We start from the raw sequence: 23,185 nt of genomic DNA on the forward strand, positions 1-23,185 counted from the left end.
TCCCAGGTATGCGTCGCGTCCGGCAGGGGCGTTGTCGCCCCTGATCTCGACCGCGTGCAGTCGATGCTAAGGGATATACCCCGCGCCATATAGTCGGCCGGAAAGCATGAAGCCTTGGTAAAGGCCTGAGCGGGCTGGCATATATACTGGCGGCCGACTCCTCGCCGGAGGGCCTGCTCGCTCGGCCCGAAGCCGGGCGAGCGCGGAACCGGTGACCGATGCTGGAAGATCACACGCAAGCGCCGCGCGACGAGGCGGCGCCGGTCGGCCTCGCGGCCGAAGCTTGGAGCGAGCGTTCCCGCGGGCCACGCGTGGCGCTCGGCTTGGCGCGCGACGCCCTTGACGCCGGCGCGGCCGGGACGGTCGCCGGGGTCGCGTTGGCCGCGCGGGCGGTGGCCGGACTGGCTTTGGACGAGCCGGCCGAGGCCCTCGCGGCGGCGCGGCGGGCGTTGGCGGCGCTCGAGGCGGACGAGCAGGATGCGGGCGTCTGGCCGACCGACAGCGGCGTGGACCTCGCGGAGGTCAAGGTCGAGGCGCTCCTGAGCGCGCTGCGCGCCTCGTTCCTCCTCGACGAGCCCGTGGGCGCGGCGCGCTACGGGCAGGAGGCCCTCGCGCTCGCCGAGGCGAGCGGCCTGACGCGCCTCGCCGCGCGCGCTCACTCCGACCTCGCCGCCGTCTACGGCTCGCGCGACATCCTCGACGTCGCCTTGCGTCACCTCACGGCCGGCATCGCCGTGCTCGAGCAGGCCGGCCTCCCCGTGGCCCCCGCCCTCCTCAACAACCTCGGCAACGTCTACCGCGACACGAACAGGGTGGACGAGGCCCTCGCCTGCTTCACCAGGGCCAGGGAGGCGTTCCAGGAGGCAGGCGACCTGTTCGGCACGGCGCTCGCCCGGTCGAACGAGGGCGTCGCCTACATGCGCCAGCGGCGCTTCGGGTTCGCGGTGGAGGCCCTGGAACGCGCCCTCGTCGAGCTGGCCGAGGCGGGCAACCGCACCTACGCCGCCGCCACCCTCGCCAAGGTCGCCCAAGCGCACGGTCTGGCGGGCGACGAGCGCCTCGCCGACGAGAAGTTCTCCGAGGCGATCCAGGCCCTGCGCCCCGACCACGACCCGTGGGAGGCGGAAGTGCGGGACGCTTACGGCGAGCACTTGCTGAGCGCCGGGCGGCACTCCGAGGCCCTCGCCGAGTTCGAGCGCGCCGAGCGCCTGTACCGCGCCGCCGGCGCCCCCATCCCCGCGACCGGCCTCGGGCGGTCGCAGTCCGTCGCCCTCGCGGCCCTCGGGCGGTTCAAGGAGGCGTACGAGCGCCTGACCGACTACCTGGCCGAGCGCGAACGCGGCTCCGCCGATCGCAACGAGGTGCTCCTGCGCCTGCTGCTCGTGGAGTTCGAGGCCGGCCTCGGTTCGCACCACGAGCTCCATGTCGTAGCGCGGCAGGCGATCATCGAGGCGAACAGGGCCTTGCGGGAGCAGGCCATGAAGCTAGAGGGCCTCTCCATCACGGACGACCTGACGGAGCTCTTCAACCGTCGCTACTTCAGGCGCCGCTTGCAGGAGGAGTTGGTGCGCGCGCACCGGGACGGCTCGGAGGTCGTCGTGCTCCTGGCCGACGTCGATCACTTCAAGCACGTGAACGACAGCTACTCTCACACCGTCGGCGACGCGGTCCTCACGACGGTCGCGGGCATCCTGCGGCGCAACTTCCGCGCGTCGGACGTGGTGGCCAGGTGGGGCGGCGAGGAGTTCGCCGTGCTCATGCCGGGGACCACGAGGGTGACGGCGTTCGAGGTCGCCGAGCGCGCCAGGCGCGCGGTGGCGGAGCACCCGTGGCACGACCTCGCGCCCGGGGTGGCGCCGGGGCTCGCGCTCACGGTCAGCATCGGCCTCGCGTCGACGGCGGACCTGGCGGGGTTCGCGAGCGGAGACGGGCACGGGGATGACGAGCCCGCGGGTCGCGCGCCGGATACCGAGCTGCAGCGGCTCGTCGACGAGCGCCTTTACCTCGCCAAGCGGGGCGGTCGCAACCGCACGGTGGCCACGGGGCGCGAAGACTAGCCCCGTCCGCGGGGGTAGACTGACCCTCACGACATGCGTGCCCAGGCGACGCGGCGGCCCTCCGGCCGGCGCGTCGCCGCCGTACCAGCAGTCCAGCAGGAGGTCGTATGAGCCCGCTCGATCCGAAGCGCACCGTGCAAGAACTCAAGGACCTGCGCGCCCTGACGGGCGACGAGAACGGCGCTTGGCGCGTCGCCTGGACGGACACGTGGCTGAGGGCCAGGGAGTTCATGCGCGAGAAGACGGACGCGCTCGGCCTCGAGACGCACATGGACGCCGCCGGCAACGTCTGGTCGACCTTGCCTGGCGAGTCGCCCGTAGAGCTCCTCATCGGCGGGCACATCGACTCCGTGCCGGGCGGCGGCTGGCTCGACGGCTGCCTGAACGTGCTGGCCGGGCTCGAGGTCGTGCGCCGCATCAAGGACGAGTACGGCGGCAGGCCGCCCGTGACCGTACGGCTCGTCGACTGGGCCGACGAGGAGGGCGCCCGCTTCGGCCGCAGCCTCCTCGGCTCGAGCGCCGCGGGTGGCACCCTCGTGCCCGACGAGGAGCGCCATCGCAAGGACGCCGACGGCGTGCTGCTCGTAGAGGCCCTGAAGCGCTGCGGCGTGGACCTCGACACCATGAACGACGCGCACGCCGAGCTGAGGAACGCGGGCGCCTACCTGGAGCTCCACATCGAGCAGGGGCCCGTCCTCCTCGACCTCGACCTGCCGCTCGGCGTCGTGCTCGGCACGTTCGGCGTGGAGCGCCACGGCATCCACTTCCGCGGCCAGGCGGCGCACTCCGGCTCCACCCCCATGAACCGCAGGCGCGACGCCTTCCTCGCCGCCGGCAAGATGAGCCAGGAGATCTACGCGATCACGGACGAGCTGGGCGGCGTGTGCACGATCGGCTCGTGCGTCACGCGCCCCGGCATCGTCACGTCCGTCGTGGCCGAGTGCGACATCACTCTCGACCAGCGGCACCTCGACCGCGTGGCGTTGACGAGGATGTACGAGCGCGCCGTCGAGGCGTCCGAGCGTTTCGCCGCCGAGGGGGGCGTCGAGGTGACGTGGAGCAAGATCTGGGGCATCGACCCCATGCCGTTCCACCCCGAGCTCATCGAGCTGGCGGACGAGGCCGTGCGCGAGGCGAGCGGCGCCTCGCACCGGCTGCCCAGCGGCCCGTTGCACGACGCCGCCGAGGTGGCCCGGGCCGGCATCCCGACGGTCATGCTGTTCGTGCAGAGCCTGCACGGCATCTCGCACAACAAGATCGAGGACACGAAGGAAGAGCACATCGAGCAGTCGGTCGTCGCCCTGGACCGGCTCGCCAGCAAGACGATCGCCTGGCTGCGGCGCTGAGGGGCGCCCGCGGGGCGGCGTGAGCCCCGCCCGCGGTGCTCGCGCGGTCTTGGTCCTGGCGGGCGGCCCGGCGCTCCCCCTTGGCCTCAGGCCACCTTCCCCCTGAGCCGGTTCCCGAGCTTCGCCCGCGGGCTGGGCCGGCCCGTGCGCGCCTCCTCGCGGTCGGCCGAGCGGGTCAGCCACAACCCTGTGTTCACACCGACGTAGCGCAGCGGCTCCGGCTCCCAGCGGGGCCAGCGGTGTTGGACCCACGGGAGGTCGGTGCGTTCGCTCGTGCGCCCCAGCACGAGCTCGGCGAGGGTGCGCCCGGCCAGGTTCGAGAGGGCCACGCCGTCGCCGACGTACCCGCCCGCGTGCCCCAGCGCCGTGACCCGGTCGTACGTCACGCTCGGCCGCCAGTCGCGCGGCACCCCGAGCGGCCCGCCCCAGCGATGGGTGACACGCACGCCGTCCAGCTCCGGGAAGAGGTCGACGAGGAGCTTCGCCAGGTGGCCGTGCACCACCTCGTCCTGGTCGAACTCCGGGCGGATGGCGGAGCCGAAGTGGTAGGGCGCGCCGCGGCCCCCGAGCGCCACGCGCCCGTCCGCGGTGCGCTGGCCGTAGATGACCATGTGGCCGTAGTCCGCGAAGAGCTGCCGGTCCTGGAAGCCGACCGAGCGCGCCTGCTCGTCGGAGAGGGGCTCCGTCGCGATCATCAACGAGTACAGGGGGATGAGCGTCCGGTGCTCGCCGGGGAGGTCGCGCGTGTACCCCTCGGTGGCGCGCAGGACGGTCCGCGCCCTCACGGTGCCCGCGCCGCCTTGGCTCCGGAAGCGCACGGCGCCGGTCTCGATGGCGGTCGCCTCGGTGGCCTCGAACAGCCGCACGCCCAAGCGCTCGCAGGCGCGAGCCAGGCCGTGGGCGAGCAGCGCCGGCTGCAGGGCCGCCGCCCGCGGCATGAAGCTGGCGCCCAGCACGTTCGTCATGCCGGTGAGGGCGCGCGCTTCCGCCGCGTCCAGGTAGCGGACGTCCTCCTCGCTCAAGCCGAGGGCGTGCTGCTCCTCCACGTCCGCGCGGGCGCGCTCGGCCTGCAGCGCGCTGCGGGCCGCGATGAACCTGCCGCCCAGCGCGTAGCGGCAGTCGATGCCCTCCGCCTCGCACACGCGGCCGACCTCGCCGACGGCGTCGAGCGCCGCGAGTTGGAAGCGCAGCGCCGCCTCCTCGCCGTGGCGGAACGCGAGCGTGGCGAGTCCGAGCGGGTACTCGGGGTGGCACCAGCCGCCGTTCCGACCGGAGGCGCCGAACCCGACGTGCTCGCGCTCCAGCACGACCACGTCCAGCCCGGGATCGAGGCGCTTGAGATAGTAGGCGGTCCACAGGCCCGTGAAGCCCGCGCCGACGATCGCGACGTCGGCCCGCTTGTCCTCCGTCAGGTGCGGACGCGCTGGTCCTATGGGTACGTCCTCCCACCACAAGGGGGAGGGCTTGGCGAACTCCAACGACATGCCTGCTCCAAGGGGCCTCGGGAGGCCGAGTTTCGGTTAGTGATAAGGATACCCGGCGGCGCTCCGTGAGACGGCGTGCGTGAAGCCTGGGCTCGTCGGCTGCGCCGTGGCGCGTGTGCCAGATGGGCCTTCCTCCTCGTCAGCCCGGCCGCCGGGCCTCGATGAGGTGCCGGGTCGAGTGCGCCACCAGTGGCTCGCCGCCGCGCAACTGGGCGTCAAGGCCTTCGAGCACCTCCCGGTACTTGACGACGGAGAAGCCCGGCACCCACCAGACGCACTTGCGCAGTAACCACACGACGGCACCCACGTCGTGGAGCTCCATGCGGCAGCGTGCCGTGCGCAGGTCGGTGACGACGAGGCCGGCCCGCCGAGCGGCGCCCGCCTCGGCCTCCGGGTCGCGCAGCAAGCGCTCCCTGGGCAGTGGCCCGAGGAAGTGCTCGATCAGCTCGAAGGCCGAGGCGGGCCCCACGTGCTGCGCGAAGTAGCGACCGCCCGGCTCCAGCACGCGGTGGATCTCCGACCAGTCCGGACGCACCGGATGCCGCGAGGTGACGAGGGCGAAGGACCCCTCACGGAACGGGAGCGGCGCTCCCGCCTCCGTCTCGACGACCTCGACCCCTCGCGGACCGAGCAGCTTCCTAGCCCGCTCGGCGTTCGGCGGCCAGGGCTCCGTTGCCACCATGCGCGGCGGGAAGACGGGAGACTCCGAGAGGACCTCGCCGCCGCCCGTGTCCAGGTCGAGCGCCGAGGGAACTCGCCCCAGGCGGTCGGCGAGGAGCCTGGCGTAGCCCCAGGGCGGGCGCTCCTCCGTGGCGCGGCCGTCGAGGAAGCCGAAGCCCCAGCCCGTCACGTCTGCCGCCTCGGCCTCCGCGATCAGGTCGTCGAAGGGGCGCATCCGGGACACTCTACCGAGGGCGCTCCGGCGTGGGTGCCGTGCGCCCCTCGCCGCCGTGCGTCACGGCAACCGTCGGTAGGCGCGCACGGCCAGAGGAACGAACACCGCCGTCAGCGCCAGCGGCCAGAGCGCCGCGAACTGGACGGCGTGGTCCGCCATGAGCGTTAGGCCGGGTGTCTGCGCGCCGGACAGTAGCTCGCGAACGGCGGACGTGGTCGCCGATAGGGGGTTCCACTCCGCGACCATGCCGAGCCAGGTCGGCATGGTGCGCGGGTCGACGAACACGGTGGAGAGGAACGCCACGGGCCAGACCGCGAGCTGCGCGGCCGACAGCGCTTCCGGAGTCCCGGCCTTCAGGCCGATCCACACGCCCGCCCACAGGAGGCCGAACCTCAGCGACAGCAGGAGGAGGTAAGCCTGGGCGATCTGACCTGGACCGGCGTCAGGCCGCCATCCGAGCGCGAGACCGGCGGCGCTGACGATCGCCAGTTCGACAGCGGCGGTGAGCATGTCGGCGAAGACGCGCCCGAGCAGCACGGAGCCGCGCGAGATGGGCAGGGTCCGCAACCGGTCGGTCACCGTCTTGGCCGCGTCGTTCGTGACCGCACCGATGGTCGACTCGATGCCGGAGAGCATCGTGAAGGCGAGGATCCCCGGCACGACGAAGACGATGTAGTCGCCGGTCGTGCCCGCGATCGCCCCGCCCAGCAGGCCGCCCATGAGCAGCATGACGAGGACCGGGAACAGGAGCTGGATGCTGAACGCGACCGGGCGTGCGCGCCAGTGCGCGATGGCCCGGCTTGTGAGGATCAGCGCCTCGCGCAGCAGGCGCCGGCGTGGGGCGCGTTCGACGTCTGTCACGGTCATGTCACCGCTCCTTGCCGTGCAGGTGGAGGTAGACGTCTTCGAGGGTCGGTTCCCGCAACTCCATCCGGGGCTCGCCGACGAGCGCCTTGAGGCTGGCTGTCGTTCCCGTGGCTAGCACCTTCCCCTCGCTCAAGATCACGACGTCGTCGGCGAGCTCGTCGGCCTCCTGCAGGTACTGGGTCGTGAGCAGCACGGTCGTGCCGTCGGCGACGAGGCCTCGCACCGCGTCCCAGATCGTGCGCCGCGCGACGGGATCGAGGCCTGTGGTGGGCTCGTCGATCAGCAGGACCGAGGGCCGGGTGATGAACGAGGTCACCAGGTCGAGCCGGCGCCGCATGCCGCCGGAGAAGGCGGACACCCGTTTGTCGGCGTGTTCGCCGAGCCCGCCCTGCTCGAGCAGCTCCAGCGCGCAGGCGCGCGCCTCGGAGCGGGATAGCCCGATCAAACGCGCGAACAGCACGAGGTTCTCGCGGGCGGAGAGCACGTCGTCCAGCGCGGCGTACTGCCCCACGACGCCGATCGAGGCGCGCACCTCGCGGGGGTGGCGGTCGACGTCCCAGCCGTTCACCTCGACGGTGCCAGCGTCCTTGCGGGTCAACGTCGTGAGGATCCGGAGCAAGGTGGTCTTGCCCGCACCGTTCGCTCCCAGGAGGGCACAGACCCGGCCGGGGTCAACGGTCAGGCTCACGTCGTCGAGCGCGGGGCGGTCCGCGCCCTCGAACGACTTGCGCACCCCTCGCGCGCTGATCGAGCCACGGTTGTGCTTAGGACGGCTCATGCTCGTTCCCTTCGTTCATCGCGCCATACCTCCTCGCCCCCTGGGCTATACGATGTACTATACAACGTATATAAGATAGAATGAGGCTGTGCCCACGCGCGCCGGCATCGACGAGCTGAGGCTGCTCGGGCTCCTGTGGCGCGAGTCGCCGCCCGGCCCTCGCAGCGGTGTCGGCACGCGCGCCGTCACGGCGCTGGCCGTTGAATTGGCTGACCGAGAGGGGCTTGAGGTGGTGACCATCCGGCGGCTGGCCGCGGAGGCCGGCGTCACCGCGATGGCGCTCTACCCGCACATAGGCGGACGCGCCGAGCTCGTCGAACTGATGCTCGACCACGTGGCGGGCGCCACCTACGCGCGAGCCGGGGAACCCGACGATCCAGATTGGCGCCTGCGCCTCACAGCCGTCGCAGAGGCGAACTGGGCTAGCTGCCTCGCGCACCCCTGGGTCACCGACGTCGCCCCGGGCCGCTCGGTGCCCGGTCCCGGCGCGTCGACCAAGTACGAGACCGAACTCCGCGCGCTGAACGGGATCGGGCTCACGGACATCGAGATGGAGTACACGCTGACCGCTCTCCTTGCCCTCGTCCAAGGCGCGGCGCGCGCCGCCGTAGCCGACCGTCGCTCGCGCGAGCCGGGGGAGCAGAACGACGCGGGATGGTGGTCGAGGTTGGAGCCGGCCCTGGCCGCGGTCATCGGCGACGCCGGCAGGTTCCCGACCGCCGCGCGCGTGTCCCGGGCGCTGGGCGAGGCGACGGGGAAGGCCAGCGACCCGGAGGGGGCCTACCGGCATGGTCTGGACCTGTTCCTCGACGGTCTGGCTCGTCGGCTTCGGTGAAGTCGGGCGGCGGCCGAGCCGCAGTGGCCCGGTAACCGAGAGCTACTCGTCGGGTACAGGTGCAGTACCGTGCGGCATGAACCCCGACCTTCGGAACCCCGGGAGCCAAGATGCTTGACGAAGGCGAGCCGATCATCGAGCGCCCCGAGCCCGGCGAGGTCGTGTGGCGCGACGCGGAGGGCGTGACGTGCCGCCGGTGGAACTGGCGGCAGGGGCGCAGAACGCAGCTGACGGACGAGACGACCTCGGCGCTCTTCATCCTCGATGCCCTCGGTGCCGTGGACGACCTGGCCTTGCGGGCGGCCGTCGATGATCTGGTCGGGCGTTTGTGCGGGCTGGGAGCTGCGGTGCGGGTGGCGCGGCGGGTGTTGGCGGTCGGCAGCCACCGGCGTGTCTAGCGGATCGGAATAGTTATCTTATTGTGATAACATAGGGCGGTGGCCGAGGTCCGCGACTCAAGCCTTGACACCCTTCTGGACCTTGACGGCCAAGTGCTGGTTGTCGATCCGGTGGGTGGACACTGGGTGAAGTTCGTCGTCACTCGTGTTCCCGTGTCTACGGCGAAACCCCACGGTCTCGACTATTCGTTGACGCTCCATGGGCCAGCTGGTGAGCGGCTCGTGGGCTTCGATAACGCTCACCCTGTTGGACGCGGCGCACTCGGCGCGCCGTCGGACCACCGCCACCGTCTCAAGGCGGTAAGGGCCTACACCTACCAGGATGCCGCCACCCTGTTGACCGACCTCTGGCAAGCGGTCGACGCGATGCTGAGAGAACGAGGTGTGCTATGACGATCTTGAGAGTCGGAATCGCTGATTACGAGGAGATGAAGGCGAGAACCCTGCGAATCGCACGCGGGGAGGAGGAGCTGACAGAGAACGCCCCGAAGGTCTGGTTCACATCTATCGAGTCGTTCGCTCGAGTCCTGTCTGCCGGGAATAGAGAACTGCTCCGCGTCATCGACGAGCGGACACCGGGCTCCCTCGAAGAGTTGTCAGAGATGACTGGGCGTGCGAAGTCCAACCTCTCACGCACGTTGAAGAAGATGGTCAGTTACGGGCTCGTGCGTATGGAGAAAGGCGAAGGACGACGACTCGCGCCGCGTGTTGCCCATGACAGGGTCGAGCTGGACTTGCAGTTGACGGGACGCACCCGAGAGTAGGTTTCATGCGGCGATGGTCAATCAAGATCTTGCGCCGAGCCGCACGACCTTCAGCGCGCACGACGAGCGCCAAGCCTACGCGAACACGAGGGTGCCAGCGACTACGAACATGAGCACCGCGATCAGCCCGTCCAGCACGCGCCATGCGCGCTTACCGCGCAGCACGGGGGAGAGGTAGCGGGCTCCGAAGCCGAGGGCCGAGAACCACAGGACGCTTCCCAACATCGCCCCAGCCGCGAAGAGCCACCGGCCCGGACCGTAGGTCGCGGCCACGGACCCGACCAGGAAGACCGTGTCGAGGTAGACGTGCGGGTTGAGCCAGGTGAAGGCGATGGCGGTGAGGAGTACCGGTGCCAGGGGCGTGCCCGTCGACGGCCTCTTCTCGTCGGGGCCGTGACGCGCGTCCGTGTCTCCGGCTGACGGGCCGATGCCCGCACGTGACCGTGGGCCGTTGCCGGTGTCTGCCTCGAGCCCGCCGCCGCTCGGCCGCCAGGCGCGCCTGGCGGCCAGCAGCCCGTACGCGACGAGGAAGGCGGCTCCAGCCCAGCGCGCCGCGGTCGTGAGCCAGGGCAGCGCTTCGAGCGCGAACCCCAGCCCCGCCACGCCCGCCAGGATCAGGAGCGCGTCGGAGAGCGCGCAAACGAGCACCACGGCGCCGATATGCTCCCTACGGATACCTTGCCGCAGCACGAAGGCGTTCTGGGCCCCGATCGCGACGATGAGGGACAGGCCTAGGCCGAGGCCTGCTGCGACCGTTGCGAGCACGGATAACTTTACCCATGCCGGCGGGGGAAGTCTCGTGAGGCGTTGCCTCTCGCGCCACCGATGCCGCCAGGGCAAGAAGTGGAGGCGAGGCCCAGGCCCGGGGAGAGGAGCCGGGCTTCGTGGTCAGCACGGCGTCCACTCGCGAGAATGAGACCGCCCACGACATGACGTCGTCGTTTATCCACCCAAGCACTTGATAGATGATGGCCACGTCTGCGTGCAAGTCGCGGCTATGGATCGGTTCGTGATGGGCTACACGGTTGCGCAAATGATGGAGGCGGTGTAGGGCGGCATAGGAAGAGCCACGCTTTTGCGGATGAAGGTTCGGGAACGCGTGCCGGAGGGACCGAGACGCTCGCGAGACAGTGCATCTGCGATCACGCGTAGATGCTCGGTGGGCTCTGTCACCGTGGCCTCCTCGTGTCGTAAAGTGTAGCGAAGACCCCGGAAGGCCTCTGCGAGAGCATGTCTCCGGGGTTGTTACGTTCTAGGCAAGAACCGTCCATGACTAGGCATTGCGCCAGCGGCTCTGAGCGGTAAGCACGATCACCGGTTTGCTCGACACAGGCTCCACCAGTCGCATGACTACGCCACGCCCTCCCGGGGCGGCAGTGAAGCATCCATCCAGTGCTGTGTTGGTACGACTACATAGGCTAAGTTTGGCCCTATATACAGGACCATGCTGCAGTTAGGGTAGCGGCATGACCACGGCCTTCTGGCCGACCTCACTGGTGGTGACCGCGACGCCCGGCACGGGGGCGCTGTTCACGATCGCCGCCGGCATGGCGCGTGGGACGCGGGCCGGACTGGTCGCCGCGCTCGGCTGCACGCTCGGGATCGTGCCCCACATGATGTTGGCGTTGACGGGCGCGGCAGCACTGCTTGCTGCCAGCCCCGTGGCGTTCCAGGCGGTCAAGTGGCTCGGGGTTGCCTACCTCCTCTACATGGCGTGGGGTCTATGGCGGCAGGCCGGCGCTCTTGCCCCCGCTGCCGGGCAGGGAGTAGCCGGTGCGGCGCCATCGGTGGGGCAGGTGATAGGCGGCGCGGTGCTCGTGAACCTGCTGAACCCGAAGCTCACGCTGTTCTTCTTCGTCTTCCTGCCCCTGTTCGTCGACCCTGCGGCGGACGGAGCGGTGTTCAGGATGGCCGGTCTCGGCGCCGTGTTCATGGCGATAACGCTGGCGATCTTCTCCGTCTACGGAGTGTGCGCGGCCTGGCTGGGGCGGTTCGTGACCGGCAGGCCGCCCGTCATGCGGTGGCTCGGCCGCGTGTTCGCCGCCTCGTTCGTGGTCCTGGCCGGCATTCTCGCCTTCGCCGGCCTCTGACTTGGTGACGCCTCAGGTCGGTAGGAGCCCCGCGAGCGTGCCGAGGGTCTTGAGCGCCTGCTCGAGCCTTGCGGGAGGATGGGGACCGTAGCCGATGACCAGCCCTGGCGGTCCTGGAGCGAAGCGGTGCTCGGATAGGGGTTTGACGGCGATCCCTTCCGCCGCGGCCCGCGTCGCGAGCGCGGCGTCGTCGATGCGATCTGGGAGCCGAACGAGGAGGTGCAGCCCGGCCGCGACGCCCTCGACCCTGCAGCCGGGGAGGTGACGCCCGATCGCCGCCACCGCCGCGTCCCGGCGCTCCCTATGCCGGAGGCGGAGACGGCGCAGGTGGCGCTCCAACACGCCGGTGTCGATGAGCTCGGCGAGAGCTAGTTGCGGCAGAACGGGGGAGCCGAGGTCGGTGGCCCAACGTTTGCGAACGAGCTCGTAGTGCAGGCCGGCGGGTGCGATCAGCCAGCCGATCCTCAGCGCGGGTGCGAGGACCTTGGAGAGGCTGGAGACGTGAACGGTCCGCTCGGGTGCCGTTGCCTGCAGCGCGCGCACGGGTGCGCGGTCGTAGCGGTACTCGGCGTCGTAGTCGTCTTCGATCACGAACCCGTCGACCTGCTCCGCCCATGCGACCAACGCCCGGCGACGCTCCGGCGAGAGCACCACGCCGGTCGGGAACTGGTGCGCGGGGGTCACGAGGACGGTGCGAGCCGCGGTGCGCGCGAGGGCGTCGACGTCCAGGCCCTGCTCGTCGACCCGGACCGGATGGAGCGCGTCGAGCCAGTGGTCGAGGATGCGGCGGTTGCCTTCCGCTCCCGGGTCCTCTACGGCGCACTCGGCGATTCCCAGGCCACGGAGCACCTGCGCGAGCAGGCTGAGGGCTCCGGTGACGCCGGCCGTGACGACGATCCGGTCGGCGTCCGCAATGACCCCGCGGCTTCGCGCCAGCCACCGGGCGAGCGCGGCCCGCAGGGCCAACGCACCTTGTGGCGGGGCGTATCCCAGCTCCCTGACGGTCGCGGTGGCCAGCACCTTGCGCTCCGCCCGCAGCCACGCTGCGCGCGGGAACGCGGTCAGGTCCGGAACGCCCTCGGAGATGTTCAGCAGCTCCCGCGCGGCTGTAGCTTCCGGGAGGCTCGCGAGCCTCGCTTCGTTTCCGGTAACCAGGTCGGCGACAACGGTGCCTCCCCCGTGGTTGGTGACGACGAGGCCTTCCTCATAGAGCCGCTCGTAAGCCTCCACCACGGTTCCGCGCGCCAGCGCGAGCTCGCCGGCCAACACCCGGCTGGCCGGCAGGCGCGTGCCTGGCGCCAACGCGCCGTTGGCGATGGCGGACCGGAGCTGGTCGGCGAGCCACGCCGTCCGACCGCGCGCCGGCGCCGCGCTCGGATCCAGGTTGAGGAAGTCGGAGCCGGCCATGCGCCGGCGCTCTGGCGAGCCTATGGAAGCACCGGGGAGAGCGCCTCCAGCAACGTCGCGAGCCCTCCATGCGTGCCCGGTCCGGCCCCCTCGGCGTCCTCGCGCGCCTCGAACTCGGCTACCTCCAGGCCGACGACGCGCTCCCGCGGCAGCCCGGCCAGCACCGCCCTGAGCGTGGTGGGTGCGAGACCGCCCGGCACCACGTAGTCCGCGGGCACGTGGCCGGGTTCGAGCGCGTCGCAGTCGAGGTGCACCCAGACCGGGCCGTCCCCCAGTGCGGCCTCGACGGCCCTGGCGACGGCCTCGTCGCTGCCCGCCCTTGGGGGCACCACGGTCGCTCCGGCGACGGCGAGGAGCCTCGACTCCTCTGCGTCCAGGTCGTGGCCGCCAAGGACCACGACGTTCGAGCCAGAGAGGCCGGCGCCGTGGCCGCTGTCCCAGAGCCCGCAGGCGGCCGCCAGCACCATGCCGCCGAGGTAGCCGGACGTCGTCGTGGCCGGCGTGTTGAAGTCCCCGTGCGCGTCGATCCACAGCACCTTCAGGTCCGGCCAGCGCGCGGCGGCCACCGGCAGGGTCCCCAGGCTGGCCGGGCACTTGTTGAGGGCCAACAGGGGAGTCAGGTCGTCGTCGAGGGCCTCTCGAACCGCCCTCGCGAGCTCGACGAGCGTCGGCTCGGCCTGCGCCAGTGCCGCGGGCCAGGCGTCGTCGACAGGCGCCGTCGGCGTGCCGCACTTCCGCACGCTCACGCCGAGGCGCTCGGCCACCGCCGCACCTACGGCGGCGGCGCCCGGGATCGCCCCCGCGGTCCTGTCCGCGACGCGGCCCTGCGACACGATCACGGTGTAAGGCATGCGCCCAGACTAGCGCGGCGGGTAGGCTGACCCCATGCCTGATTACGCCGTGCCGAAGGCGAAGCGGCGGCGGGGTCGGCCCAAGGGCGGGGCCACCGACGCGCGCGGTCGCATCCTGGCCGCCGCGGCGGAGGAGTTCGGCGCGTTCGGGTACGACGCCGCTACCGTTCGCGGCATCGCCGCGCGCGCCGGCGTCGATCCGGCGCTCGTGCACCACTACTTCGGGACGAAGGCCGACCTCTTCGCCGAGACGATCGAGATCCCGCTCCGGCCCGACCTCGCCATCCCGAGGATCCTCGCCGGTCCGCGCGAGGCTGTAGGCGAGAGCGTCGTGCGGTTCGTGCTCGGCCACCTGGAGGACGCCGATACACGTAAGCGCACCGTGGCGCTGCTCCGCAGCAGCCTGGGCAACCGGCTCGCGACGCCGCTCGTGGCCGGCTTCCTGCAGCGCGAGCTCATCGACCGCCTTGCGGCGGGCCTCGGCGCTCCCGACGCGAAGCTGCGCGCCTCCCTCGCCGCGAGCCAGATCGCGGGGCTGTTGATCGCGCGTTACGTCGTGCAGCTGCCGACGCTCGCGGAGGCGCCCGTCGAGGAACTCGTCGCGCGCGTCGGCGCGACGGTGCAGCGCTACCTCGTGGAGTAGGCCGACCGGCGCCGTCTTGACAGGCGTCGGTCGACGGCGCACAATTCATCGCATGATGAATAATGATCGCGGGCCCGCGTTGACCGTCCGCGGCCTGCGCGTGATGCGGGGCGGAACGGTCGTGTTCGACGGGCTCGATGTCGTCGTCCCCCGCGGTCAGATCACGGGCCTGCTCGGCCCGTCCGGGTGCGGGAAGACGACGCTCATGCGCTCCATCGTGGGAGTGCAGAAGACCGAGGGAGGGAGCGTTACGGTCCTCGGGGAGCCGGCCGGGGCCAGGACCCTGCGGCGCCGGGTCGCTTACGACACGCAGTCGGCCTCCGTGTACGCGGACCTCACCGTGCGACAGAACCTCAGGTACTTCGCGCGGCTCGTCGGGGCGCCGGCCACCGACGTCGACCGCGTCGTGGCCCAGGTGGGGCTCGCGGCGCAGCGCGACCAGACGGTCGGCTCGCTCAGCGGCGGCCAGGAGAACCGCGTCTCGCTCGCGGTAGCCATGCTCGGCAGCCCGGAACTGATCGTGCTCGACGAGCCGACGGTCGGGCTCGACCCGGTCCTGCGGGCCGAGCTGTGGGACGTGTTCAGGGCCCTCGCCGACGCGGGCGCCACCCTCATCGTGTCGAGCCACGTGATGGACGAGGCCTTGCGTTGCGACCGGCTCTTGCTGATGCGCGCCGGTCGGATCATCGCCGACCTGACCCCGGCCGACCTGTTGGCGGAGACGGGAACGACCGATCCGGACACCGCGTTCCTCACGCTGATCGAGCGCGACGCGGCGCCTCGGCCGCTCGCTCGACGGGCGTTGGGGCCGGAGACGGCGGCGTGACCGGCTCCCGTACCCTCGCCACCGCCGGGCGCGTGCTCCGGCAGCTGAGCCACGACCACCGGTCCGTCGCGCTCATGCTCGCCGCCCCCAGCCTGCTCGTCGGGCTGTTCGCATGGCTGTATAGCGGCCAGCCCGGCGTGTTCGACCGGCTGGGCGGCGCCATCCTGGTGCTGTTCCCGTTCACGGTGATGTTCCTGGTGACATCGATAGCGACGTTGCGCGAACGTCGGTCCGGCACGCTCGAACGGCTCATGACGACGCCGCTCGGCAAGGCCGACTTCATCGTCGGCTACGCGCTGGCGTTCGGGCTGGTGGCCGTGCTGCAGGCCGTCGTCACCGTGACGTTCTCCGTGTGGGTGTGCGGGCTCGACGTCGCGGGGTCGCTGCCGGCGATGATGCTCGTCGCCGTCGTCGCCGCCGTCCTCGGCACGGCGCTCGGGCTCCTGGCCAGCGCCTTCGCGCGCACGGAGTTCCAGGCCACGCAGTTCATGCCCGTGCTCGTGTTCCCGCAGGTCCTGCTGGGCGGCCTGTTGATGCCGCGCGCCAGCATGCCCGGCGCGCTGCGCGCGTTCAGCGACTGGCTGCCGCTCAGCTACGCGATCGACGCCGTCACGGCCGCGACCACGGGGGACGATGGCTGGAGCCTCTGGCGGCCGTTGCTGGTGGTCCCGGCCTTCGGGGTCGGGTGCCTCGCGCTGGCCTCGCTCACGCTTCGCAGGCGTACTCCCTGAGGCGCGGTCGTCGCCTCGTTGGGACTGGGCGTCCCACGGGTCGGGCCTTGCTGGGTCAACCGCACGGGCTCTCCCCTCGGAAGTAGTGCGCGCGGTAGCGTTGGCACGCAGTTCGGAGGAGACATGAGACTCATCCAGGTCGCCCAGCGTGCCACCGATCTCGACCGCGCCACGGCGTTCTACGCCGACCTGCTCGGCGCCCCGCCCGCTGCTCGCTTCGACCAGCCCGGCCTCGTGTTCTTCGATCTTGGCGGGGCGCGACTGCTGCTGGACCGAGGTGCCCGAAGCGCGTACCTGTACCTGGCGGTAGACGACATCCATGCCACCGTCGAACGCCTCCGCGCGGCCGGCGTGGCGGTCCGGTCCGAACCGCACCTGATCTTCACCCACGTCGACGACACGCTCGGTCCCAAGGGGGCGGAGGAGTGGCAGGCGTTCATCCAGGACTCGGAGGGCAACACTGTCGGGCTAGTTGAGCACCGCGCCTCTGGGGGTTCCTGACAACGAGCGCGCCTGGCGTCGCGGCGCTTTGGCTCCTCGCCTTGTCACGCTCAGCCGAGGCTCTGCGCGAGTCCGACCAGGATGTCCTCCGGCCCGCGGATGTAGCAGAGCTTGTACGCGTCTTGGTACCGGACGACCTCGTCGCTTACGAGCCGCGTACCGTGCTTGGCGAGCCGCGCGAGCGTGGCCTCGATGTCGTCCACCTCGAACATCACGCGAAGGTAGCCCAGGGCGTTGACGGGGGCGGCGCGGTGGTCCTCGACGGTCTCCGGTTCCAGGAAGCGGGAGAGCTCGACGCGGCCGTGGCCGTCGGGCGTGCGCAGCACGGCGATCTCGACGCGCTGATCGCCGAGGCCGGTGCAGCGACCGGCCCACTCTCCCTCCACCATGGTCCGGCCTTCGAGCTCCAGCCCGAGGTCTTGGAAGAACTCGATCACCGGGGTCAGGTCCTGTACGACGATGCCGACGTTGTCCATCCGGGTAGCCATGGGGTCAATGTAGCGCCTCCAGGCCGTCGTGCTCGGCGCGCGCGATGACCGCACCGCGGTCGATCCCGATGACGGTCGGCATGGCGAGCCGACTAGGTAGTCGATCGCGTTGATGCGCCCGCGGTTCGCGGATCGGTTGGGTCTGGCCTTCAAGGCCCAGCCTTACCTAACGCGCTCGCGCCCTGGCCAGCCACGCGGCTGCGGTATCGCGGACGACCCGCTCCCACGGCGTCGGGGCGATCCCGAGCTGCTCGGTCGTCTCCGATCCATCGGCGACGAACGGCGCGTCGAACTGGTACAGGACGCCCGTGACTTCCCGGAGCAGCGGGACGAACGCACCCCCGGCGTGCATCGTCCACCGGGGCACCTGCCATAGCCGGGGTTCGGGGAGCCCGCGTTCGCCGTGCAGGTCGAGCAAGGTCCGGCGAACGCTCAGCGCCGGGTTGGACGGCACGATCCACGCCGAGCCCCACGCCCGCTCGTCCTGACCGAGCACCGCGAGGGTGGCGGCGACGTCCTCGATGGCCGTCCAGGTGTGGGGCTGGTCGGGATCGGCGAACACCATCGCCGGCTTCCCCCCTAGCGTCGCGTGTGCGTACCTCGCCAGCAGGCCGTTGCCGATCGACAACGCCGGGCCGATGTAGTCGGACGCCCTGGCCTCGGCGACGCGCACCCGCCCGGCCTCGTGGGCGGCCAGCGCCTCCCGCCACAGTCGCGCTCGCAGCGCGCCCTTGTGGTCGCTGGGGCGCAACGGCGTCGCGCGCGTCATGGGTCCGTCGACAGGACCGTAGCCGTAGAGGTTGCTTGCAGTCACCAGCACCGCGCCGGTGCTTTCCGCCGCTGCCAGGATCGCGTTTGCCAGCGGCGGCCACTCCTTCTCCCAGGCCGAGTACGTTCCCGGGTTGGCGCAGTTGTAGAGCACACGTGCTCCGTGTGCAGCGGCCGTGAGCTTGCCTACGTCGTTCGCGTCCACTGCGAGCGACTCGACCCCCGCCACGCCGAAGTCGCGGCCCGAGCGGGTCAGCACCCGCACGCGCTCTCCCTCATGCGCGAGTCGTCGCGCCAGCGAGGTTCCGACCGGCCCGGCGCCGACGATCACGTGAAGAGCGTGACTTGAGTTCATATGGCTATTGTCTCGCGCTTCCGGCTCGGGACATCGAGCTTATCGGAGTCGGGTGGTCAGCGGGCTCGTCCGCGCGGATCCGTTGGCGCGCCGTCTCGCCGCGCTGTGCGACGGGTAAGTGCTCACCTGCCGCGGCCAGCCCGATCACGGGCATGTTGTTGTACACGGTCTCATATGCGCCTGCGGCGACCTTGAAGGTCTCGTGGAAGATGCCCACGTCGCCGCCCGTGCCGACCCTTCGGTTGAAGCGCCGCCATGCCGGTAGGTGGGGGTCGTTGCGGTCGCGCGCGAACCGTTCCAGCTGCTCGAAGCTCCGCCAGTACTGGATGAGCGTGATCGTGCGCCCCGACCAACCGAACTGGGTGCTCAGCAACCCTTTCTCGGGGTGGGTGAACAGCTCCCTCAACATGGGTCCCATCGCGCTCATGACCGGCACCCACTTGTGCGGCTTCCAGAGCTTGTTGATGCGCATGCCTATCACGAAGACGACGAAGTCGCCTTCTATGCTCGCTGTGTATCGGCCCGGGATGGCTCTCATGCTGGCCTCCTGAATGGATAGCTTGACTATCCATAATAGATAGTGCCAGTATCTATGAGAGATGTCAAGCAGCGACTGCGTGTGCGAATGCGGATAGCCGGGCTCAGTGAGGCGAGCGGGGTCAGCATCTCGACCCTCAAGTACTACCTGCGTGAGGGGCTGCTTCACCCGGGCGATGCGCGCGCGGTGAACCAGGCGGAGTACGGCGAGGGCCACGTTCGGCGTGTGCGGCTGATCCGGGCGCTGCTGGAACTCGGCAAGCTGCAGTTGGCCGACATCCGGCGCGTGCTCGCCGCCGTCGATGACGATGGCGTCGCGATCCACGATGCCTTCGGGGTGGCTCAGGACGCCATGGTCCCGGCTCGGGATCGGGGCTCCCCCGAGTACGGGCGAGCCTTCGTGGCAGTGGAGGAGTTCGTGCGGCGGCACGGCATGCGGGTGCGCCAAGACGCTCAGGTCCGAGGGATGCTAGCCGACGCGCTCGTTGCCATGTGGTCCGGGGGCTGGGACCTCGACCTGCGCACCTTCGACGCGAGCATGCCGAGGATCCTCGCCGAGGCGGGGCAAGAGTTGGAGGGAGTGCCCGACGATGACCGCGCGGTGCAGATGGAGGTGACGGTGATCGGGACTATCGCCTACGAGGTGGCCCTAGCCGCGCTCCGCCGGATGGCTCTCGAGCACGCGAGCGCGGAGCGGTTCGCGCTGAGTGCGCTTCCGGGGTCTGCTCATGGGACGTGAGGCTCGCGCGATCGCGGAGGCGGGAGGCCGTCTCGACTTGCTCGCCGCCGGCGAGCCGCTCGTCCTGACGCTGGGCGAACCTGAGGCTGGCAAGTGGGCTGCCGCTTTGCTCGGGCCCCCGCCCAGCCTCGCCGCCTTACCCGAAGAGTCGGTCGAAGTCTGAGACCGGTTGCCGCCGACCCCGGCCTCCGGCGCCCGTGTCGGTTCGCGACCCCCTGCCTTGACAATTTTTCTTGTCAATCGTATCTTGCCGCCATGAACAGCGTGCAGGTACTGAGCGACGGAGCCGCGGTGGAGGTCGCGCTCCACCCGGTTCGTGCGTCGATCCTCGAGGCCTTGGCCGAGCCTGGGTCGGCGGCCACTGTGGCGGCGGCGGTGGGCCTGACGCGGCAGAAGGTCAACTACCACCTGAAGGCCTTGGAAGCGCACGGACTCGTCGAGCCGGCGGAGACGCGTACTTGGGGCGGGATCACGGAACGGTTGATGCAACGCACCGCGCGCCGGATCGTCGTCGCTCCGGACGTGCTCCAGACCTCGGCGATCGACACGGGCGGGATCGCAGATCGGCTCTCGGCCGACTACCTCGTCGCGGTCAACGCCCGGGCGGTCTCCGAAGTGGGAACGATCATCAGAGAGGCGCCGGACGGGGTCCGTGTGCCGACCCTTACGGTGGATGCGGTGATCGGGTTCGCATCGCCGGAGGACCGGGCGGCGTTCGCGTCCGAACTCCAAGCGGCGGTCGCCGCGATCGCCGCGAGGTACCACCACGACGAAGGTCGACCGCACCGTTTGATCGTCTCCTCCTACCCTCGCCCAAGGAAGGCGGCAGGATCATGAACGACGAGGAACGCATAGGGCGTGTCGCGCATCGCGCGGAGCTTACCTACGGCATCGCCGCGGCCCCCGAGGAGGTTTGGCGTGCGATAGCCACCGCGGGCGGCATCTCCTCTTGGATGGTGCCCACCGCGCTCGAACCGCGCGTAGGTGGCGAGGTGTCGTTCGACTTCGGCGCCTTCACCTTGAATGGCACCGTGACCGCCTACGACCCCGGGAGACGGTTCGCGTACGAGGAACCGTGGCCGATCGCCGAGCGTGCCGAGGATGTCTCACCCGAGATGGTCGAGTGGTTCTCCCGCCACCACGTGCCGCTCGAGCGGGTGTACGAAGACCTTGCGCACGCGAGCCCGATCGCGACGGAGTTCGTCATCGAAGCCGGGTCGGGAGGGAGCTGCGTCGTGCGCATCGTCACGAGCGCGTACGGCGCCGGTGCCGATTGGGAGAACGAGTTCTTCGCCGAGATGGTCGAGACGACGCTCCCCATCTGGGACGGCCTCGCGGCGTACTTCGCCCGGGCGGCATCGCTATGACGACCCCGGTCGGCGCGGCCCGTCGGGCCCGGCGGGAAGCATGGGTGCGAGGAGTATGAGCGCCGGTCGAGGGATCACGATCACGCCCATCAGGGTAGGGGAGCTCGCGGCGGTCCGGATGCCGATCCACGTGTACTGCATCGACCATCCCGACGGGCGGATCCTGGTCGACACGGGATTCACCGAGCTGCACCCGGCCGTCGCCGACATGCAGCCGAACATCCACCCGTTGAACCGGCAGGACTTCGACCTCGGCGTCGTCCGCATGGTGATGAACACTCACCTGCACTTCGATCACTGCGGCGGTAACCACCTGTTCCCTGACGTCCCCCTCTACGTGCAGCGCCAAGAGCTCGAGGACGCGCGTGCACAACCTGACTACACCGTCCCGGAGTGGGTGGACCCGCCGAACCGGCCGTTGAGGTACGTCACCGTGGAAGGAGATCAGGAGCTCCTTCCCGGCATCCTGGCGGTGTCGACGCCGGGCCACACGCGGGGGTCTCAGGCGATCGTCGTCGATGCGCATGACGGCCTAGTGGTCATCGCCGGCGACGCCGCCGTCTGGTCGGGCGAACTGGACGACCCCAAGACCGAGGGGCAAAGGCGCATCGTTTCGCTTCGCCCCAAGCGTGTCTGGCTCTCACACCAAACCGAACCGTGGACACCGGGCTAGCGGGTTCTCGTGCAGGGCATCGACGGTCGCGGGTTTCACGGTCGGCTCCGGCGAAGCGCGCGTCAACCCGGTTCATGGTGCCGATCTTGCCGAGTTCATCGTGGAGCGCCTGGCGGGGCCGGCGGGAAGTTGGGATGTTGGTGGGCCGGATGTCTTCACGTATCGTGAGTTGGGGGAGCTTGCGTTTCGTGTTGCTGGTCGTCGCCTGCGTGTGTTGCGTCTCGGGCTTGGTGTGACGCGTCCGTTGTTGTGGGTGGCGGATCGACTACTACAGCGGCTCTGGCCTTACTCCGACCTTCGGTACCGCCGTACGGCCGGGATGCCGAGGGCGATGGAGGCGACACCTAGCGCGGCCGCCAGCCCGCCTAGCATGGCGCTCGCCGCACCGCCGGTGGCGGAGGCCACGACACCAGCCCGCAAGTTGCCTAACTGGGGGCCACCGACGCCGACCAGGTAGTCGATCGCGTTGACGCGACCGCGGTACGCATCGGGGGTCGCCTCCTGCACGAGCGTGGCGCGCGAGACGACGCTCGCGACGTCCGCTGCACCGGCTAGCGCCAGGGCCGGCAGCGCCAGCCATAACCGGTCGGCGGCGCCGAAGGCGACGAGCGCCACGCCCCAGATGCCGCCCGAGACGAGCATCACTAGACCTTGTTTCCGGCTGCGGGTGATCCGACCGGAGAACGTGCCTGCCAGAACGCCACCGATCGCCAGCGCCGGCTGGAAGAGCCCGAGAGTGACGCTCGACCCGCCGTAGCGCTCGGCGTTGATCACTGGGAACAGCGCGACCGGCATGGAAAGCAGGGTGACGCAGAGATCCGTGGCGAACGCGCCGATGAGCACGGGCGTGCGTGCCACCAGTCGGGCCGCCGCGAAGAACCCGCTTCCGGGTGTCTCTGTGCCCGAACCCTTCGGCCGCATGCTGGGCAGGCGCGCGACGCCGTAGAGAGCGAACACGAACGCGATGGGGTTGGCGACCAGGCACGGTCCGACCCCCGACCACGCGATCACCAATCCGCCGACCAGCGGCCCGGCCAGCATGCTGATCTGGAAGGAGAGGTTCGTCAATGCCAGACCGGCGCTGAGGCGCTCACCGCTCAGGAGCCGCGGGACGAAGGTCTTGGAGGCCGGGGCTCCGACGGCGTTCAGTCCCGACTGGATGGCGATCACCACGAAGATCGGCACGACGGAAGCGGTGCCGGAGATGACGACGGCCGCGAGCATCGTAGAGGCGAGCAGTTGCCCGACGCGGATCACGATCACCAGCGTCCGGCGGTCGACCGAGTCCGCGATGCGCCCACCCAGTAACGCGAACACCAACATCGGCACGGCCTGCGCCCCGCCGATCGCCCCGACGAGTGCCGCGTTCCCCGTGCGTTCCCAGACGAGGAAGAGCACGGCGAACGAAGCGAGCTGCGAGCCGAAGACCGAAAGGGTGGTGCCGACCCAGAGCCGGAGGAACGCTGGACTCTCGCGGAGCGGCCTCACGTCGAGCAACGTTGCGGCGCGGCTCGTGGCGCGCCGCTGCCTCATGGGGTGTCGGTCGCCGGTCTGATGGACACGTCGCTCGCCTCCTTGGGGTCTCCGGCCCGGAGAGCAGCGGAGACGGGGGGGGGGGGCGGCCGCGGGGGGGGCGCCGCCCGCGCGGCGGGGGGGGGGGGGGGGGGGGGGGGCCCCCCCCCCCCCCCGGCGGGCGGGGGGGGGGGGGGGGGGGGGGGGGGCCCCGCGGCCCGGCCGTGAGTGTGTGGCTGTGCGTGTGCGGGTGCGAGTACAGGGCAGGGTGCA

26 protein-coding genes are annotated in these 23,185 nt (G+C 70.6%); 15 read left to right on the plus strand and 11 right to left on the minus strand.

All coding sequences use genetic code 11. The features are described 5' to 3' along the window. Positions 1-218 precede the first annotated feature (218 nt). Both M9914_06995 and M9914_07000 read left to right on the plus strand, forming a co-directional pair. On the plus strand, positions 219-2,057 hold the full coding sequence (locus M9914_06995) for a diguanylate cyclase (protein ID MCO5173927.1): 1,839 nt from the start codon (positions 219-221) through the stop codon (positions 2,055-2,057). Between the two features lie 107 nt (positions 2,058-2,164). Next, positions 2,165-3,403, plus strand: coding sequence for a Zn-dependent hydrolase (locus M9914_07000; GenBank protein MCO5173928.1), 1,239 nt, complete (start codon positions 2,165-2,167; stop codon positions 3,401-3,403). Positions 3,404-3,489: 86 nt separating this feature from the next. Here M9914_07000 and M9914_07005 read toward each other — a convergent pair whose 3' ends face one another. The 4 genes from M9914_07005 to M9914_07020 form a co-directional block, all read right to left on the minus strand. Further along, complete coding sequence (locus M9914_07005; GenBank protein MCO5173929.1) at positions 3,490-4,887, minus strand: FAD-binding oxidoreductase; 1,398 nt, start codon at positions 4,885-4,887, stop codon at positions 3,490-3,492. 139 nt (positions 4,888-5,026) lie between these two features. After that, entirely contained in the window at positions 5,027-5,782 is a 756-nt protein-coding gene (locus M9914_07010) for a class I SAM-dependent methyltransferase (GenBank protein MCO5173930.1), read from the minus strand. 60 nt (positions 5,783-5,842) lie between these two features. Then, entirely contained in the window at positions 5,843-6,649 is an 807-nt protein-coding gene (locus tag M9914_07015) for an ABC transporter permease (protein MCO5173931.1), read from the minus strand. 1 nt (position 6,650) lies between these two features. Continuing rightward, positions 6,651-7,427 (minus strand): ATP-binding cassette domain-containing protein, encoded by a 777-nt coding sequence (locus tag M9914_07020; protein ID MCO5173932.1) that lies wholly within the window; start codon positions 7,425-7,427, stop codon positions 6,651-6,653. An 88-nt stretch (positions 7,428-7,515) separates the two neighbouring features. Between M9914_07020 and M9914_07025 the strand changes: the two genes are divergently transcribed. The 4 genes from M9914_07025 to M9914_07040 all read left to right on the plus strand — a co-directional run bounded on the left by M9914_07025 (position 7,516) and on the right by M9914_07040 (position 9,424). Then, positions 7,516-8,262, plus strand: a complete 747-nt coding sequence (locus tag M9914_07025; protein ID MCO5173933.1) for a TetR/AcrR family transcriptional regulator — start codon at positions 7,516-7,518, stop codon at positions 8,260-8,262. A gap of 110 nt (positions 8,263-8,372) precedes the next feature. Next, positions 8,373-8,660 carry a hypothetical protein gene (locus tag M9914_07030; protein ID MCO5173934.1) on the plus strand — a complete coding sequence of 96 codons (288 nt, stop codon included), beginning with the start codon at positions 8,373-8,375 and terminating at the stop codon, positions 8,658-8,660. 39 nt (positions 8,661-8,699) lie between these two features. After that, positions 8,700-9,053, plus strand: a complete 354-nt coding sequence (locus M9914_07035) for a DUF6516 family protein (protein ID MCO5173935.1) — start codon at positions 8,700-8,702, stop codon at positions 9,051-9,053. Then, complete coding sequence (locus M9914_07040; protein MCO5173936.1) at positions 9,050-9,424, plus strand: winged helix DNA-binding protein; 375 nt, start codon at positions 9,050-9,052, stop codon at positions 9,422-9,424. Before M9914_07035 ends, M9914_07040 begins: the two co-directional genes overlap by 4 nt. A 75-nt stretch (positions 9,425-9,499) precedes the next feature. On the opposite strand, the gene M9914_07045 is transcribed toward M9914_07040, so the two are convergent. Then, positions 9,500-10,189, minus strand: a complete 690-nt coding sequence (locus M9914_07045; protein ID MCO5173937.1) for a LysE/ArgO family amino acid transporter — start codon at positions 10,187-10,189, stop codon at positions 9,500-9,502. A 701-nt stretch (positions 10,190-10,890) separates the two neighbouring features. On the opposite strand from M9914_07045, the gene M9914_07050 reads away from it, so the two are divergent. Then, a complete protein-coding gene (locus tag M9914_07050) occupies positions 10,891-11,514 on the plus strand; it encodes a LysE family translocator (protein ID MCO5173938.1) in 624 nt (207 codons plus the stop codon). A 12-nt stretch (positions 11,515-11,526) separates the two neighbouring features. Here M9914_07050 and M9914_07055 read toward each other — a convergent pair whose 3' ends face one another. Beyond that, entirely contained in the window at positions 11,527-12,921 is a 1,395-nt protein-coding gene (locus M9914_07055; GenBank protein MCO5173939.1) for a PLP-dependent aminotransferase family protein, read from the minus strand. 20 nt (positions 12,922-12,941) lie between these two features. Continuing rightward, positions 12,942-13,772: an arginase family protein gene (locus tag M9914_07060; GenBank protein MCO5173940.1), complete on the minus strand. Its 831-nt coding sequence runs from the start codon at positions 13,770-13,772 to the stop codon at positions 12,942-12,944. Positions 13,773-13,806: 34 nt separating this feature from the next. Between M9914_07060 and M9914_07065 the strand changes: the two genes are divergently transcribed. From M9914_07065 to M9914_07080, 4 genes are all read left to right on the plus strand, one after another. Further along, positions 13,807-14,415, plus strand: coding sequence for a TetR family transcriptional regulator (locus M9914_07065; protein MCO5173941.1), 609 nt, complete (start codon positions 13,807-13,809; stop codon positions 14,413-14,415). A 52-nt stretch (positions 14,416-14,467) separates the two neighbouring features. Then, positions 14,468-15,241: an ABC transporter ATP-binding protein gene (locus tag M9914_07070; protein ID MCO5173942.1), complete on the plus strand. Its 774-nt coding sequence runs from the start codon at positions 14,468-14,470 to the stop codon at positions 15,239-15,241. After that, on the plus strand, positions 15,238-15,972 hold the full coding sequence (locus tag M9914_07075) for an ABC transporter permease (GenBank protein ID MCO5173943.1): 735 nt from the start codon (positions 15,238-15,240) through the stop codon (positions 15,970-15,972). Before M9914_07070 ends, M9914_07075 begins: the two co-directional genes overlap by 4 nt. A gap of 123 nt (positions 15,973-16,095) precedes the next feature. After that, positions 16,096-16,473: a VOC family protein gene (locus tag M9914_07080; protein ID MCO5173944.1), complete on the plus strand. Its 378-nt coding sequence runs from the start codon at positions 16,096-16,098 to the stop codon at positions 16,471-16,473. A gap of 50 nt (positions 16,474-16,523) precedes the next feature. Here M9914_07080 and M9914_07085 read toward each other — a convergent pair whose 3' ends face one another. The 3 genes from M9914_07085 to M9914_07095 form a co-directional block, all read right to left on the minus strand. Continuing rightward, positions 16,524-16,961, minus strand: coding sequence for a VOC family protein (locus tag M9914_07085; protein MCO5173945.1), 438 nt, complete (start codon positions 16,959-16,961; stop codon positions 16,524-16,526). 166 nt (positions 16,962-17,127) lie between these two features. Further along, the gene (locus M9914_07090) at positions 17,128-18,084 is read right to left on the minus strand and encodes an NAD-dependent epimerase/dehydratase family protein (protein MCO5173946.1); all 957 of its coding nucleotides are present in this window, start codon (positions 18,082-18,084) and stop codon (positions 17,128-17,130) included. Positions 18,085-18,088: 4 nt separating this feature from the next. Then, the gene (locus tag M9914_07095) at positions 18,089-18,622 is read right to left on the minus strand and encodes a DUF4188 domain-containing protein (GenBank protein MCO5173947.1); all 534 of its coding nucleotides are present in this window, start codon (positions 18,620-18,622) and stop codon (positions 18,089-18,091) included. 87 nt (positions 18,623-18,709) lie between these two features. On the opposite strand from M9914_07095, the gene M9914_07100 reads away from it, so the two are divergent. From M9914_07100 to M9914_07115, 4 genes are all read left to right on the plus strand, one after another. Further along, positions 18,710-19,360 (plus strand): MerR family transcriptional regulator, encoded by a 651-nt coding sequence (locus M9914_07100; protein MCO5173948.1) that lies wholly within the window; start codon positions 18,710-18,712, stop codon positions 19,358-19,360. Between the two features lie 255 nt (positions 19,361-19,615). Then, positions 19,616-20,197 (plus strand): helix-turn-helix domain-containing protein, encoded by a 582-nt coding sequence (locus tag M9914_07105; GenBank protein MCO5173949.1) that lies wholly within the window; start codon positions 19,616-19,618, stop codon positions 20,195-20,197. Continuing rightward, positions 20,194-20,727, plus strand: a complete 534-nt coding sequence (locus tag M9914_07110; protein ID MCO5173950.1) for an SRPBCC domain-containing protein — start codon at positions 20,194-20,196, stop codon at positions 20,725-20,727. Before M9914_07105 ends, M9914_07110 begins: the two co-directional genes overlap by 4 nt. Positions 20,728-20,782: 55 nt before the next feature. Beyond that, positions 20,783-21,400 carry an MBL fold metallo-hydrolase gene (locus M9914_07115; GenBank protein MCO5173951.1) on the plus strand — a complete coding sequence of 206 codons (618 nt, stop codon included), beginning with the start codon at positions 20,783-20,785 and terminating at the stop codon, positions 21,398-21,400. A 285-nt stretch (positions 21,401-21,685) separates the two neighbouring features. Here M9914_07115 and M9914_07120 read toward each other — a convergent pair whose 3' ends face one another. After that, positions 21,686-22,933, minus strand: coding sequence for an MFS transporter (locus M9914_07120; GenBank protein MCO5173952.1), 1,248 nt, complete (start codon positions 22,931-22,933; stop codon positions 21,686-21,688). Positions 22,934-23,185: the final 252 nt, after the last annotated feature.

Source organism: Trueperaceae bacterium, from assembly GCA_023954415.1.
Taxonomy (GTDB): Bacteria; Deinococcota; Deinococci; order Deinococcales; family Trueperaceae; genus JAAYYF01.